Source organism: Streptomyces sp. NPDC001532 (assembly GCF_040298625.1).
Taxonomy (GTDB): domain Bacteria; phylum Actinomycetota; class Actinomycetes; order Streptomycetales; family Streptomycetaceae; genus Streptomyces.
Genome location: NZ_JBEPAL010000041.1, coordinates 1 through 14661, shown reverse-complemented (window position 1 = coordinate 14661; position 14661 = coordinate 1). Strand labels below are relative to the sequence as shown.

At 75.8% G+C, this 14661-nt stretch carries 11 protein-coding genes; 10 read left to right on the top strand and 1 reads right to left on the bottom strand.

Annotation, left to right across the window (positions count from 1 at the left end):
- Positions 1 to 3375, bottom strand: a complete 3375-nt coding sequence (locus tag ABT232_RS29855; protein WP_351845501.1) for a CHAT domain-containing protein — start codon at positions 3373 to 3375, stop codon at positions 1 to 3.
- Positions 3376 to 3664: 289 nt separating this feature from the next.
- On the opposite strand from ABT232_RS29855, the gene ABT232_RS29850 reads away from it, so the two are divergent.
- The 10 genes from ABT232_RS29850 to ABT232_RS29805 all read left to right on the top strand — a co-directional run bounded on the left by ABT232_RS29850 (position 3665) and on the right by ABT232_RS29805 (position 14498).
- Positions 3665 to 4195, top strand: a complete 531-nt coding sequence (locus ABT232_RS29850) for a hypothetical protein (protein WP_351845499.1) — start codon at positions 3665 to 3667, stop codon at positions 4193 to 4195.
- Between the two features lie 89 nt (positions 4196 to 4284).
- The gene (locus tag ABT232_RS29845; protein WP_351845498.1) at positions 4285 to 8097 is read left to right on the top strand and encodes a CHAT domain-containing protein; all 3813 of its coding nucleotides are present in this window, start codon (positions 4285 to 4287) and stop codon (positions 8095 to 8097) included.
- Complete coding sequence (locus ABT232_RS29840) at positions 8094 to 8777, top strand: hypothetical protein (protein WP_351845496.1); 684 nt, start codon at positions 8094 to 8096, stop codon at positions 8775 to 8777. Before ABT232_RS29845 ends, ABT232_RS29840 begins: the two co-directional genes overlap by 4 nt.
- Positions 8774 to 9448 (top strand): RES family NAD+ phosphorylase, encoded by a 675-nt coding sequence (locus tag ABT232_RS29835; RefSeq protein WP_450872015.1) that lies wholly within the window; start codon positions 8774 to 8776, stop codon positions 9446 to 9448. Before ABT232_RS29840 ends, ABT232_RS29835 begins: the two co-directional genes overlap by 4 nt.
- A gap of 60 nt (positions 9449 to 9508) precedes the next feature.
- Positions 9509 to 10618 (top strand): macro domain-containing protein, encoded by a 1110-nt coding sequence (locus ABT232_RS29830; RefSeq protein ID WP_351845494.1) that lies wholly within the window; start codon positions 9509 to 9511, stop codon positions 10616 to 10618.
- Positions 10619 to 10752: 134 nt separating this feature from the next.
- The gene (locus ABT232_RS29825; RefSeq protein WP_351845492.1) at positions 10753 to 10983 is read left to right on the top strand and encodes a hypothetical protein; all 231 of its coding nucleotides are present in this window, start codon (positions 10753 to 10755) and stop codon (positions 10981 to 10983) included.
- Positions 10980 to 11750, top strand: a complete 771-nt coding sequence (locus ABT232_RS29820) for a vWA domain-containing protein (protein ID WP_351845490.1) — start codon at positions 10980 to 10982, stop codon at positions 11748 to 11750. Before ABT232_RS29825 ends, ABT232_RS29820 begins: the two co-directional genes overlap by 4 nt.
- A complete protein-coding gene (locus ABT232_RS29815; protein WP_351845488.1) occupies positions 11747 to 12565 on the top strand; it encodes a protein phosphatase 2C domain-containing protein in 819 nt (272 codons plus the stop codon). Before ABT232_RS29820 ends, ABT232_RS29815 begins: the two co-directional genes overlap by 4 nt.
- A complete protein-coding gene (locus ABT232_RS29810; RefSeq protein WP_351845486.1) occupies positions 12562 to 13845 on the top strand; it encodes a protein kinase domain-containing protein in 1284 nt (427 codons plus the stop codon). Before ABT232_RS29815 ends, ABT232_RS29810 begins: the two co-directional genes overlap by 4 nt.
- Positions 13842 to 14498 (top strand): 4Fe-4S single cluster domain-containing protein, encoded by a 657-nt coding sequence (locus tag ABT232_RS29805; RefSeq protein WP_351845484.1) that lies wholly within the window; start codon positions 13842 to 13844, stop codon positions 14496 to 14498. The genes ABT232_RS29810 and ABT232_RS29805 overlap by 4 nt, the downstream gene beginning before the upstream one ends.
- Positions 14499 to 14661 lie beyond the last annotated feature (163 nt).

Genomic DNA, 14661 nt, shown 5'->3' with positions numbered 1-14661 from the left:
TCACGTCCCGGACGGCCCCGGATGACCCTGGTGGATGAAGGCCGCCCACGACGCGAGGCGGTCCAGCCGAGGGCCCTTGGCCAGCTCGTCGAGGAGACGGCCGCGCAGTGAGCCCGGGTTCTTCCGGTCCGGGTCCAGCATCCACAACTGGGCGGCCCTGAGCGCGTCGACGGGACTGAGCCCGTCCACGGCCAGGTAGTGGTGGAACACCGCCATCATCAGTGCCGACGCGGAGTCACGCGTGGTCCAGCGCGACCCGACCACGTCCCGGGCGCCGCTCGCCACGAACGCCGTCGTCAGCGTCAGCGCCTCGTCGTGGTCGCGCCGGGTGAGATCCGTCTGACAGGCGCTGAGCACGACCAGCGGCCCGTCGTCGGCGTCCTGTCCGGCCGGCGGACGGCTCAGCAACCGGGTGACGGTCAGCAGAGCGGGGTCCGGCTCCGCCGCGTCCGCGCCCTCCGCCGCCGTCGGGGACGCCAGCCGCAGCGCGGACTCCGTCGGGCTGGTGCCGGCCGAGCCGTGACAGGCCAGGTGGAGCAGGGACGGTGCCCCGGCGAGCGCGTCGAGCAGGTCGTCGGGAGTGCCCTCGCCCGCCGGCTCGGCCGGGGGTTCGTAGAACTCGCCGTACAGCCGTGCGCGCGGGTACAGCGACTGCTGGAGGGCGGCCACCTCCAGCTCGGCGAACGACAGGCTGATGGTGGGGTCGGCCACCAGGACGGGCGCGGTGTCCGGGGCCCGCCGGCCGCGGCGGACGGTGCCGAGGAACTGACGGCCGGACGCGGCGTAGCTGATCACCATCGCCTGGCAGACGTAGTCGTGCGGCGCCCCGGCCGGCAGCCGGGCCGCGTGCCACGGCACGATGCCCAGCCGGCCACAGGGCACCAGCACGATCCTGGGCGGTCCGGTACGGTCCCGGCGCCGGTTCCCGTCGGCGGCGAGCCGCTGCGCGACGCCGGTCATCACCGGGCCGATCACCGCCTCCGTCGCCCAGTCGCACAGCTCGGCCAGCGCCTCCTCCCAGGCCTGCGCGGCAGCGGTGTCCGAGGGCCGCCGCTGATGCGCGGCCGTCGCGTCGACGTACCGCTCCAGCGGACCGCTCCGCTCCTCGGACAGCAGCGGCAGGGCCCGTACGCCGGTGCCGACGTCCGGCCCCACCACGATGGCCGTGCCGGGCGTGTCGCCCTCGCCGGGAAGGAGGTACACCAGCGCGTCCGCGCCGCCCCGGGCGACACCGGCCTTGAGTTCGCCGACCGTCGGGGTGCGGAACAGCACTCCGTTCGGATCCCGGTGCCCCAGGGCCGCCAGCGCGCGGCGGCGCAGCGAGCCGGGCAGTTCGCGGGGCGGCGCGTCCGAGCGCGGCTGCGGCGTGCCGCCCGCCGCGCGCCACGCCTCGGCGAGCTCGTGGTGGCCGCGCGCCTCCAGCAGCTCGGGCACGGCCCGCGAGGTGGCCGCCGCCCGCAACACCAGCGCCCGGCCCAGTTCCAGCGCCGCCACGGCCGCCTCGACCCGGCCCTGCGAAGCGGCCCAGACGGCGGCCCGCACGCCACGGTCGGCACCGGACCGGGCGGCCAGCAGACCGTGGTCGGGCCCGGTCTGGAGGACGACGTCACCGGCGAGCGCCTGCAACGACTCCAGCGCCGCGTCCGTGGCCGCTCGCCGGTCCGCCTCGTCCTCGGTGCGGCGCAGCCGGACGCGGTGATTCTCCGCGAGCTGCCACAGGGCGCGCGCCGCGAGCTGCGGCGAGCGGCCCTGCCGGACCCGCTCGCGGACCTGCTCCAGCGCGTCGATGGCGAAGTCCAGGTCGGCGGGGTCGTGGCTCATGGAGTGCCGCAGGGTCGCCGAGAGCCCGGCGAGATAGCGGGTCTCCGTGGAGGCGTCCGGCGGCAGCGGGGTGGGCGCGGGCATCAGGTCGACGCTCTCGCCCAGGACCGCCCGGACCGCCTGGAGCGCCTCCTCGGCCGAGGTGAGCAGGGCGGCGGGCAGCCCGAGTTCGCGGATCGTCGGGGAGGCCAGGGCCTGCTGCTGGAGGGCCAGGCCCCGCTCGGTCGTCTCCCTGTCCCGGGTGTGGTGGCCGTGCTGGGCGAGCGCGTTGCCGTAGGCCAGTACCACCAGCGAGCGGAACGGGTGCTCCTCGGGCACGGACCGCTCCAGTGCCTCCAGTTCGGCCAAGAGCGCCGGCAACTCCTCCCGGTGCTCGCCTTCCTCCGCCGCCTGGATGCGGTTGAGCAGGTTCATCACCCGCAGGGCCAGGGTCAGTCGGGCGGCGGCGGGATCGTCGGCGGCCAGTCGCCCGTAGTGCTCGCTGACCGCCTTCCACTGGTCGCGGGCGACGTCCCCGTCGCTGCGGCTGCCGCCCAGCGGCTCGCTCGTCTGCATCACCAGACGCATCACCTGCTCGATCTCCGGAGCCCTGCCATGCCCGTCCGGCAGCCGGTCGAGGTCACCGGCGAGCCGCTGGAGCAGCCGGCCGACGGCCTCGGGGTCCCCGCTCTTCAGGGCCTCCGCGGTGCCGAGCAGCCCGGCGAGCCACGCGCCGGTGACGGTGTGGTCGGCGTCGGGGACCCGCGCCTGACCAGCGCCGCTGCCCTCACCCTCACCGCCGCCCTCACCGCCGGCCTTCCCACCGTCCCCGCCGCCCTCACCGCCGCCGTCCCCGCCGTCGTCCCCGCCCTCGCCGTGGGGCGCCGGCGCCGGTGCGTCCGGCAGGGTGGTGAGGACGTTCATCAGCATCCGCAGCTGATCGGTGAACGGGAAGTCCGCGGGCAGCATGCTCACCAGCGTCGCGGGATCGGAGAAGTCGGTCCGCGAGGCGTAGGACAGCACGTCGTGCATCTGACGCAGCCGCTCCTGGTCCTCCGGCGGCACCGACAGCTCCCGCACCTCGGCGGCCAGCGCGGCGGCCTTCGCCGCCTCGGCGTTCACATCGACCGGCAGGGTGCGCATCGACCCGTCGAACACGGGCCAGAAGTCCGGCGCCGATCCCCGGGCGCCCGGCACCGCGTGGCCGGTCAGCGTCAGCAGGAACAGCGCCGCCCACCGCCGGCCCTCCTCGGTCACCGCCGTACCGGCCGGGGCCGTGGGGTCCCGGACCTCCTCCAGCAGGCGCCCGGCCTCCGCCCGGTCCCCGGGCTCGCCCTGCCCCGACACATGCCGCATGGCGAGCAGCGCTCCGAGGCTGAGCGTGACCCTGCCGAGCGTCGCCACGTCGTGGTCCAGAAGCCCGCGCAGCCGGCGCAGTTCCGCGACCGGGCCGTCGAAGTCCTCGGCCGTCAGCGGCTCCTGGCTCACGCGCCGGACCACCTCGTCGGCCCGCGCCGTCGCCTCGGCGGCCCACGCCCGCAGCCCCCGTACGCCGCCGCTCTCCTCGTCGCTCACACTGCCTCCACGCCTCGCCCGCCGCGGTGGAGCGCCCCGGTCGCTCCCGTGGCCCCATGATGCTGCGGCGCACCCGCGGCCCGCGCACGTTCGGCGCCAACCACCCGCCGGACAACCGGAACTCGCCCGACGGCCGCCCGGACACCGGCGACGCCCGGTCGGTCGGTCGCAGGCAGGGCGAACACCGGGCGAACACGGGGCGACGTCCGGCCGGGCGGTTCACGCGGTGCGGGCCGGCTGCTTCGCTGGTCCGAGCGGCACGAGGGATGGGGGCCCGGTGGACGTCGGTTTGGGGACCGCGACCGTGGCGGCGGTCGTCGGAGTGGTCGGGACGCTGCTGTCCGCGCTGCTGACCCAGCGGGCGGCGGACCGCAGTCGGCAGCGCGAGCAGGAGAGGGCCGAGGAGCTGTGGGAGCGGCGCAGTGAGGCACTGGAGCTGCGCGCCTGCTACGTGGCGCTCAACACCGTGGCCCGGCACTATCTGGCCGCCCTCACCGACCAGTTGCACGCACTGGACCGCGAGACGGATCTGCCGTCCGTGCGGCAGCGGCTCACCGCGGCCCGCGACCAGCACCGGGAGGTGTACGCGGAGGCCCAGATGCGGCTGCCCGAGCGGGTCCTGGGACCGGCCGCCACCGTCAGCCACGACCTGGGCGCGCTGTACGGCATGGTCCGGCGGCTGGACGACGGCACGGCCAGGCCCGGGGAGTCGCCCGCCGCCGTGGAGCGGGGCATCGACGCGCTGTGGGAGCGGCTGCGGGAGATGCGGCGGCAGATGCGGGCCGATCTGGGTGCGGCCCGGGCGGATTCGGGGCGTTGAGCGGGAGAACCGGTGGAATCCGCCCCCGCCCACCCGGCGGCTCGGCATAGTGAGGTGCCTTCATGGGCGGTCGGTCGCGGAGAGGCGGGATGCCGGTGAGCCAGGAGGAGAGCGGCGGTGTCCAGGGCCTGCGCGTCTGGGCGGCGGACGCCGCGGAGCGGGTGAAGCGGCTGATCCCCGCGCTGGGCGCGTCCGCGGCGGTGTCCGCCCGGCCCTACGACGCTTCCGTCACGGAACTCGACCAGCTCGCACGGCTGGTGGACCACGACGAGGAGCTGCGCGCCTCGGTGGGCCTCTGGCTCGGGGCGGCGCTGGCCGCGCGGCACCTCGCCGGGGGCGGGACGCCCGCGGACCGGGAGCGGGCCGAGCGCATGCTGCGGGAGGCCCGGGACCGCGGTACCCCGCTGGGCGCCTCGGTGACCCAGGAGGACCGCCGCTGGGCCGCGCTGTTCCTGGTGGCCCTCCTCTCGCCCGTCCCGCCGCAGCAGGGCGCCCCTGGAGCGCCACCCGATCTCTCCGCCTACCTCGACTGGTGCGCGCGGGTGGGGCCGGCCGGGCCGGCAGCCCTGACGGCGGAGTTCCCCCAGCTCCTGGCGGAGGCGGTGGAGCTGCCCCTTCCGCCGGAGTTCGTGGGGCAGTTGCGGCAGGTGCTGGCGTTCATGTCGGCTCCGGCGGGGCCCGGTTTCACCGATCTGCTGATGAGCATGGCGCCCGGCGGGTCCCCGTTCGCGGACCAGACGCGGGAGCGGCTGGAGCAGTTCCTCGGGACGGCCGGGGCCACCGGTCACCAGCGGGCCACCGCGGCGCCCACACCGGAACCGGAACACAAGCCGGAGCCGAAACCGAAGCTCAGGCCGGAGCCGAAACCAAAGCTCAGGCCGGAGCCGGAGCCGGAGCCGGAGCCGGAGCCGGAGCCGGAGCCGGAGCCGGAGCTAAGGCCCGAGCCGGAGCCGGAGCCGGAGCCCGAGCCGGAGCTAAGGCCCGAGCCGGAGCCGGAGCTAGAGCCCGAGCCGCAACCGGAAGCGGCCCAGGCGCCGCCCCTCACCCGTGACGACCTGCGCAACCTCGCCGCCGCCATGGACGCCGTCCACGCCACCACCCTGGGGCTGGACGACGTCCTGCGCAGCGGCGCCCCGCAGGCGCTCGACGACCTGCTCGGCAAGCTGCGTTCCGCGCAGGGCCTGCCGCTGCCGGGACCGGACGCGTCCTCCGCCCTGGAGAGCCTGCGGGCGCTGCTGCTCCACATCAGTCCCGCTGCCGGCGGCACCTTCCAGGACTGGTCGGCGGGCCGCGCCCACACCGACGCGATCACCCGTCACATGGCGGAGATCGCCGGATCGATGCCCCCGGGGATCGGCGACCCCGCCGTGCTGGGCCGTGCCCTGGCGCTGTACTCCCGGGTGATGGCCGCCGGGGAGGCGGCGGACACCGAGGCGCTGCGAGGCCTGGTGGACGAGGCCGAGGCGATGAGCGAGACCGTCCCCGAGGACCACACCTTCCGCTTCATGGCCGACAGCGTCCTGGGCGCGGCCTACGGCCGGCTCGGCGTCCTGACCCGCGAGAAGGAGATCCTGCTGCGGTCCGTGTCCCTTATGGAGAAGGGGATGGCGGGCGCGAGGAACAGCCCCCTGCCCTACGGCGACGAGATCCCGCTGCCGTACCTCCCGGACTTCGGCCTGCTCCGCGCCGGCCTCACCGGCGAGCTGCCCGCGGACGTTCCCGACCATGTGCCGCCGCCCACGGACGCCTCGACGTCCGACCTCCACGCCTCCGCGGCGGACCTGATCATGCGCTACGACCTGACCCGTGACCCGGCCCTCCTCGACCCCGCAATCGCCGAACTGGAGCGGGTGCGCGACGGGGTACGGCAGGGACGGGCGCCACGGATCGCCGCCGAGGCGCTGTGGAACCTGGCCGAGGCCTACCAGGCGCGCGCGTTCGTCCGGGAGGACCGCGAGGACACCGCGGCCCTGGAGGCGGTCAAGGAGTCGCTGACGACCCTGGCCGCCGACGTCCTCCTGCAGACCGGCGCCGAGCACGGGCTGATGGCGGCCCGCTCCGGGGCGAGCCGCGCGGGGAAGGCCGCCAGATGGGCGGCCTGGCGCGGGAACGTCCACGACGCCGTCGCCGTCCTGGAACTGGGCCGGGCCCTGGTGCTCCAGGCGGCGTCCGCCTCCGCGGCCGTGCCCGAACTCCTGGAACGCTCCGGACACCCCGACCTCGCCGAGGCCTGGCGGGCGGCCGGCCCGGCACCGGGCGCGTGGCCCGACGGCGGCGGAAACGACGGCACGGGGTCCGGCAGCACGGGGTCCGACGGCGCCGGGTCCGACCGCGGCCCGCAGGTCCCCGGCATGCTGCCGAGCACCCTGCGCCGCCGCGCCCTGGACGCCCTCGGCTACCGTCGGGAGGGCGGCCTGCTCGGCACGCCCACGCTGAGCGACCTCGCCGACGGCGTCGAGGCGAGCGGCGCCGACGCCCTCGTCTACCTGGTCCCCGGCGAGGACGCGGACCCCGGCCTGACGATCGCGGTGGGTCCGGGGATCGGGGTCGGGGTGGGCGGGCGGCCTCCGCTGTCCGGCACGGAGAGCGCCCCGCTGGAGCGCTACCTCGACGCGATGACGGCCCGTCAGCGGCAGCCCCGTGACGCGGCGACCGCGCAGACCTGGGAGAGGGCGCTCGACGAGCTGTGCGACTGGGCCTTCCAGGTGCTCGGCCCGGTCCTCGCCGACATCGAGCAGCGCCTGACGGCCGAAGGGCAGCCGGTGGGCAAGGACCGGCCGCCGCTCCGGGTCGTCCTGGTGCCCTGCGGACGCCTCGGCATCGTCCCCTGGCACGCCGCCCGCTTCCCGCCCGGGGCGCCGTACACGTATCTCTGCGAGACGGCGGTCATCAGCTACGCGGCCTCCGGCGGCCAGTTCCTCCGTACGGTGGCACGCGCGCCGCGCGACCCGGCGGCGGCACCCGTGCTGGTGGCCGACCCGCGGATGTCCATGACGCACGCCGAGATCGAGGTCATGGCCCTGCGTGACGCCCACTACCCCAAGGCGCGGCTGAGCGGGGCGTTCTACGACCCGGACGGGGCGGACCCGGCCGCGGGCACACCGGAGGAAATCCTCGGCTTCCTCGCCGACGGGGCCTCGCTGCTCCATGTGGCCTGCCACGGATCGGAAGGGACGCGACCCACCGCCTCGGGCCTGGATCTCGCTGACGACGGCAGACTGACGGTGACCCAACTTCTCGACCGTGAGGAGCGACCCGCCGGGGCCGATGCTGCCGCCCGGGCCGCTGCCGCCGGGGCGGACGTTGGTGCCGGGGCCGATGCTGCCGCTCGGACCGATGCTGCCGCCGGGGCGGACGCTGCTGCCGGGGCCGACGCTGCCGCCCGGACCGCCGGGGCCGCCGGGGCCGACGCTGCCGCCGGGGCCGCCAAGGCGGACGCTGCCGCCAGGGCCGACGCCTCCGCCGCGGCCGACGGACCATTGGTCGTGCTGAGTGCCTGCGAGACCGATCTCAGCACCCGTGACCACGACGAGGCGCTGACCCTCACCACCGCGTTCCTCGCCGGCGGGGCGCGCGATGTCGTCGGCACCCGGTGGACGGCCACGGACAGCGCGTCGGCGCTGCTCATGGCCGTGTTCCACCACCACCTCGCCGTGACCGGGCTCAGCCCGGTCGACGCGCTGCGGGCCGCGCAGCTGTGGATGCTCGACCCCGAGCGCGAGAACCCCGGCTCGCTCCACGGCGAACTGCTGCGGCAGATGAGGCGGCCGGGGCTCGAACGGACCGCGCTGTGGGCGCCGTTCATCCACCAGGGACACCCCGGCCCGGCCCGGCCCCGGACAGAAGCCGGCCAGGCCACCGCCGAGGCCGGCGGGGCCACGACTGAAGGGAGGAAGGCGTGAACGACGACGGCGCGGACGCGGCGGAGCGGCTGCTCGGTCTCATCGGCGAACACCGGGACAGCATCCGCGAGGCGCTGGACGACGAGGAGCACGCGCTGCTGCTCACCCGGCTGGCGGCGCTCGCCGACACGGCGCCGGGCGACGACAGGGCGGTCCGCAGGGCGCTCCAGGGCGTGCGCCTGGCGCTGCTGCCGCTGCCGCTCGCCCACCCGGTGCGTGAGGAGCTGGACTCGATCCGGCTGGTCGCGGCACCGCCGGGGCCGTCCACGGTGGCGGGCGCACAAGAACTGATGACGTGGCTGACCCTTCCGCCGCCGCCGACGGAACCGGCGTACACCCTCGACGCCGGACAGCAGCAGCTGCTGCGCGCACCCGCTCTGACGACCGACGAGACCTGGGCCCGCTGCGGCGGCGCGCCGCCCGCCGAGCTGATCAGGCTCGCCGATCCCCACGACGGCGACCGCTACCCGGAGTTCCAGTTCCCGGCCGGCACCGGCAGCCCGCACCAGGTGGTGCTGCGCGTCAACCGGCTGCTGCTCGCCGACATCGACCCGTGGGGCGCCGCGACCTGGTGGCTCAGCGGCAACACCTGGCTCGGCGGGACACCCGCGTCGCTCCTCGGCCGGCTGCCCGACCACCGGCTGGTCGGGGCGGCCGGCGCACTGGCGGAGGGGGAATGATGAACGGCTTCTTCCCCATGATCGACCTGGAGCTGCGGCCGCACCGCAAGGTGATCCCGGCGGGCACGGAACTGTGGCGGGTGCACCACTCCAAGTACGCGCCGGACCAGTTCAACCCGAAGCTGTCGGACATCCACTTCGACGGCGGCCGCTTCGAGGGCACCGTGCTCGATCCGTACCACAGCCTCTACCTGGCGGACGACCCGCTCACGGCCCTCGCGGAGAGCGTGCTGCGCTCCCGGCCCTTCGAACGGCCCGTCGGCATGCGGCGGATCCCCTACCGCACGGTCTGGCAGCGCTCGCTCAGCGGCCTGCGCACCCGCTACGACCTGCACCTGGTCTCCCTGATCGAGGGACAGGACCTGGCCGCCGTCTGCCAGGACGCCACACTCCTTGAGGACGAGGGCAACTACGCCAGGGCGCGGCGCTGGTCCAGCGAGATCCGCGCGCAGGCACCGGACGCCATGGGGCTGGTCTGGGAGTCCCGGCGCAACCGGTCCCGGCTCGCCCTGGTGCTCTACCACGACCGCTTCGAGGACCGCGACGGCGGACCGCTGGAGGTGCTGACGGACACCGGGATCGCGGACCTCGGCTCCCAGGAGGGCATGAAACGCGCCAACGAGATCCTCGAACCGCTCCGCGCGGAGATCTCGGAACCCGTGTGGCAGTGAGGCCTCGGGGCCCGGGGATTCGGCTTGTCCGCCTGAGAAGACTGGTGCCATGGTGGTCGCATGGCAACGTCTTTACCTGACTATGCGTCACTTCTGCTGGAACTGAAGGAAGTTCGGCGCGCGGGACTGGTCCGGCTGCACGGGCGTTCGCTGCCCGCGCTGGAGTCGGCGGCGCGGACGGTGGCCGCGACCGCCGCCCGCACGCCCGGCGCGGCCGTCGAGGCGTTGTTGCGGCTCGCCGCGTCCCGGCTGGACGCGGGCACCCTGCGCACCGCCGCCGAGTACACCCTCGGCCTGGCGCAGGGCACCCGGGACTGGCCGGCGTCCTCCCGGCGCTCCCGGGCGGCCTCGGTGTACGGGGTGAGCGTCGAGCGTTTCCGCAAGGACCACGAGGTGATGGTGCTCGGCCAGCTCGCCGAGCACATCGTCCGGCTGGCGGGCGAGACCGACGGGGCGCCTCCCGGCGCGGACGCGGCCGCGTGGCGGACCGGCACGCACCGGGTCGTGGAGGCGCAGGCCGGCGGCCGGCCGGTGCGGCTCACCGTCCATCTGCACTCCGTGGACCTGCTGCGGGACGTGGACGTGGTGGTCTCGCCGGCCAACGTCTACTTCGCGCTGCCCGAACGCTACAAGGGGTCCGTGGCCGCGTCGCTGCGCCGGGCCGCCGCCGTGCACGGTGTGACCGGCGAGGTGATGGAGGACCCGCTCGCCGAGGAGCTGCGCCGGTGGGCGGCGCGGCACGGCACGTCGGGGCGGGCGGTGCTGCCCGGCACCGTCGCCGCCACCGGAGCCGGCGCCCTCGCCGCGCAGGGCGTACGGCGGATCTACCACGCGGCGATCGCCGTGCCCCGTGCCGGCACCAACGACTACAACGTGCTGCCGGCCGACGTGACCCGGGCCGTCGCCCGAGTCCTCGCCGTGCTCGGCGAGGAGCACGACCACCACACCCCGCCGCTGCGCTCGGTGTGCTTCCCGCTGCTCGGCTCCGGTCGCGGCGGACTGCCGTACCACGTCTCGCTCGCCGCCGTGTGGGCGGCCGTCGAGGCGGAGCTGGCGCGCGGGGCGGGCTGGGACGTCCACTTCGTGGTGCGCAGCGCCGCGGCGGCGGATCTCGTGGAGCGCCTCCCGGCCGGAATCCGCCCCGTCCGTGACCCGAGGCCGACCGGGTGATCCGGTGCAATGGAAGAGTGCCCCGGCGCGAGCAGGGAGGCGTAGGGGGGCGCACGGAAGCACGCCGAGACCTTCTGCCGCCTGATTTCCGCAGGCGCGCGGACAGTTGACGTGGTGTCACCTAACGTGAGCGCATGAGTGGCGGGATGGATGTGTGGGGTCATGGAGCTCGGGGCCGGATCGTCACCTGGCCGGCTCCGGACGCGTACGTACTGGTCGAAGGGGTGCTGCTGCGGATGCTCCCCGACCCCCCGGGTCTGCCCCCGGGCACCGAGGTCGTCGTGCGCCACGACGCGGCACACGGCCGGCTCGTCGCGCAAGCGGCGGAACCGGGCGGGGACGAGGGCGGGGTGGTCCGGGGATGAGTGAGTTCGGCTTCGGCTTCGCGCGGGGCTACGACGAACGGCAGCCCGTGGTCCTGATCCTCGACACCTCCGCCTCCATGGGCCGCCCGGCCGACAGCCCTCGCATCGTGGAACTGTCCGAGGCGCTCGCCCGCTGGTTCGCCGAGGTGCGGAACGAGGCGAGGCTGCGGGCCCGGGTGGAGGTCTGCCTCATGACCTTCGACTCGCGGGTGCGCGTCTTCGACCCCGCCCGCGAGCGGCTGGTGCCCGTCGAACAGGCGCCGCGCGACAGCCTGTTCGTGCCGGTGGACCGGATGCGCCCGCCCCGGCTCGAAGCCTCGGGGCTCACCCGCATGACGGACGCCGTCGAGACCGCGCTGGACCTGGCCCGGGCCCGCTACCGCACCCTCCAGCAGCAGCGCGTACAGGTGCGCAGGCCCTTCCTGTGGGTCCTGACGGACGGCGCGCCGAGCGACGCGCACGGGCAGCCGATGGACCCCACCGCCCTGGCCGGTACGGCGGAGCGGGTGCGCCGGGGCGAGGAGCGCGGCGAGTGCGTGCTCCAGGCGATCGGGGTGCGCGGCGCCGACCTGGAACTGCTGCGGGTCCTCGCACCGAAGTCCGCGCTGATGCTGGAGGGCCTGGACTTCGGGCAGATCCTCGAGCTGATGTTCCACAGCTCCGACCGGATCGGCGCGGTGCAGGCCGCCGACGAGATCTACGAGCAGGTGGCGAACCTGGCGGAGCGCAGGCGGCGCCTCCAGGCGATCGAGGACCGGGTCCGGTGATCGTCGCCGGGGCCGCCGTGCAGGGGACCGGGCACCTCGCCGCCGGGCAGGGGTGCCAGGACGCCTTCAAGGCCGCCGACCTGGGCGACACGGTGGTGCTCGCCGTCGCCGACGGCGCGGGTGGCCGCGAGCGCAGCGCGCTGGGCGCGCACATCGCCGTGGACACCGCCTGCCGTGTCCTCGCCGAGGACACACCCGGCCCCTCGGAGCCGCCGGAGACCTGGACGCGGTGGATCGCCGCCGCCGGCACCCGGCTGGTCGCGGAGCACCTGCGGTGCGTCCAGGGTGTCCTGGCAGCGGCGGCGCCGGACCGGCCGGTGGACACCGGCGCGCTGGCCGCCACCGTCGCCGCGGTCGCCGTACGGCCGCCGTGGGCCGCCTTCGTCTCGGTCGGCGACTGCTTCGGCACGGTGCTGACCCGCGAACCCGCCGCCACCGGCGCGGCAGCCGACCGCGCGGAGCGCTGCCACCTGGTGCTGCCACCGCCCGCACCCGGCGGACCGGGACCCGTCTTCCTCTCCTCGCCCGGAGCCGCCCTGCGCACCCGCACCTTCGCGGTGTGGGAGCCGGACCTCAGCGGAGTCGTCCTCGCCACCGACGGCTGCGCGGCCCTCACCCTCGACCACCCCCGCGTGCACCGGCTCCCGCCCGAGGCCGGGCCGCTGCCGTCCGACCGCTTCTTCGGCGGACTCGCCGCGACGCTCCGCGCCAACGGCGGTGACGCCGAACCCCTGCGGGCCCTGCTCTCCGGACCCGAGGCGGCCCGCACCGGCGACGACCTGACCGTGCTGTGCGCACTGGTGGACGGCGGGTGACGGTGGCCCTCACGGTGGTCTCCGCGAGCGGCCGGGAATGGCGGCTCACCCAGCGGATAGGCAGCGGCTCCGAAGGAGTCGTGTACGGCGTCGACGACGCCCGGCCCCTGGTGGCCAAGCTCGTCCCCGACCCGCCCGACCCGGCCGCCTACCGCCGCCGGATCGCCAGGCTGGTCCGGCAGCGCCGCGAGCCCCGCACCGTCCGGCTGCTCACCGGCACACCGGAGCGGATCGCCTGGCCGCTCGCCGGGGTGCGGGCCGGCGGGCCCGGCGCCGACGGTGTCGACGGCTACGTCATGACCGACATGCGCCACGCCCACCAGCCGTTCACACACCTGCTGACCCCGGCCGATCACCGCGTCCTCGCGCCCCGCGCGACCTGGGCCACCGCGCTCACCGCCGCCGCCTCGCTGGCCCGGCTCCTCGCCGATCTGCACGCCGAGGGCTATGTCGTGGGCGACCTCAAACCCGACAACCTCTGGGTCGACGCCCGCGGCGACGTCGGTATCGCGGACGTCGATTCCTGGCAGTTCCGGGACGGCGCCGAACGCTTCCCCGGCCGGATGGGCACCCCCGGCCACACCGCCCCCGAGCGGATCGGCGCGCCCGCCGGCACGGCACCGGACGACGCCTCCGACGACTTCGTGCTCGCCGTCCTCGTCCACCAGGTGCTGATGTGCGGCCTGCACCCCTTCGCCGGGCATCCCGCGGACGGCGGCGACTACCTCTCCTACGACGACAACGTGCTGCGCGGCCGGTGCCGCCTGCTCGACCGCGGATCGGTGGTGCTGCCCCGCTCCGCACCGCCCGCCGACCTGCTCCCGCGACGGCTCCTCACCCTCTTCCGGGCCGCGTTCGGCGGCACCCGGCCCACCGCGGCGGCCTGGGCCGAGGCGCTGGCCGCGGAGTCGGCGCCGGGGCGGCTGCGGACCTGCGCGGCCAACCCCTGCCATGTGCACACCGTGGAACGGCCGTGGTGCCCCTGGTGCGACCTGGCCGAACGGGGCACGGACAGCTGTCCGGCACCGCACGGGCCGCCGGGCACCCACGCCCACCGCGCCATGCGGAACACGGCCGACGACCCGGACGACAGCACCGACGCCGACGCCGACGCCGACGCCGGCATCGGCACCGGCACCGACGCCCGCACCGACGCCGAGGCAGACGCCGACGCCGGCACCGACGCCCGCACCGACGCCCGCACCGATATCGGCGCCGACGAGGCCACCGAGCGTGACACCGACCGGGACACCGACGACGGGCAGGAGAAGGCCGGATGACACAAGCCCGAGCGACCCTTGTCTCGGTGGCCAGGAGGCTCGACCGCTGCACCGTGCTCGGCCCCGGCACCCGCGCCGTCGTCTGGGTGCAGGGCTGCCCCCTGCGCTGCCGGGGCTGCGTCGCCGCGGAGACCCTGCCGTTCGAGGGCGGCACCACCCACTCCGTCACCGAACTCGCCGACTGGCTCTGCGCCCTGCCCGGCATCGACGGCGTCACCCTCTCCGGCGGTGAACCCTTCAGCCAGGCGGCGGCACTGGCCGCGCTGCTCGACGCCGTCCGGGAGAGGCGGCCCGGCTTCAGCGCGATGGCGTACTCCGGATTCCGGTACGAGGCCCTGCTTCGGGGCGGCCCCGACCGGCGCGCCCTGCTGCGGCGCCTCGACCTGCTCGTCGACGGCCCCTACATCGCCGCGCGCCACGGCGATCTGCGCTGGCGCGGCTCGGCCAACCAGCGCATCGTCGCGCTCACCGACCGCCACCCCGAGCTGGCGGACCAGCCCGACACCGGCGCGGGCGTCGAACTGTCCGTGGAGGGCGACGGATCGCTCTCCTGGGCCGGGGTGCCACCGACCCCCGGCTTCCGGGAGGGCCTGGAGGAACAACTCGCGGCGCGTGGCTTCGTGCTGCACACCCAGGCGCGGAGGGAAGCATGAGCGGATCACCGAAGTACAGCACCGTCACCGTCAATCCGGCCTACGCCCGGCGCGAGGCGGAACGGCGCCGGGCCCAGGCGGCGGCCCGCAGGCGCCGGGAGGAACAGCGCGCCCGGGAGCGGGCCGAGCACGCCGCCCGGCGGGCCGCGGAGGCGGCGGTGCG

Excerpts from the sequence above, each read along its gene's own strand:
- ABT232_RS29820 (WP_351845490.1), top strand. The coding sequence starts at position 10,980 with ATGAGTGAGTTCGGCTTCGGCTTCGCGCGGGGCTACGACGAACGGCAG.
- ABT232_RS29830 (WP_351845494.1), top strand. The coding sequence starts at position 9,509 with ATGGCAACGTCTTTACCTGACTATGCGTCACTTCTGCTGGAACTGAAG.
- ABT232_RS29825 (WP_351845492.1), top strand. The coding sequence starts at position 10,753 with ATGAGTGGCGGGATGGATGTGTGGGGTCATGGAGCTCGGGGCCGGATC.
- ABT232_RS29805 (WP_351845484.1), top strand. The coding sequence starts at position 13,842 with ATGACACAAGCCCGAGCGACCCTTGTCTCGGTGGCCAGGAGGCTCGAC.
- ABT232_RS29845 (WP_351845498.1), top strand. The coding sequence starts at position 4,285 with ATGCCGGTGAGCCAGGAGGAGAGCGGCGGTGTCCAGGGCCTGCGCGTC.
- ABT232_RS29835 (WP_450872015.1), top strand. The coding sequence starts at position 8,774 with ATGATGAACGGCTTCTTCCCCATGATCGACCTGGAGCTGCGGCCGCAC.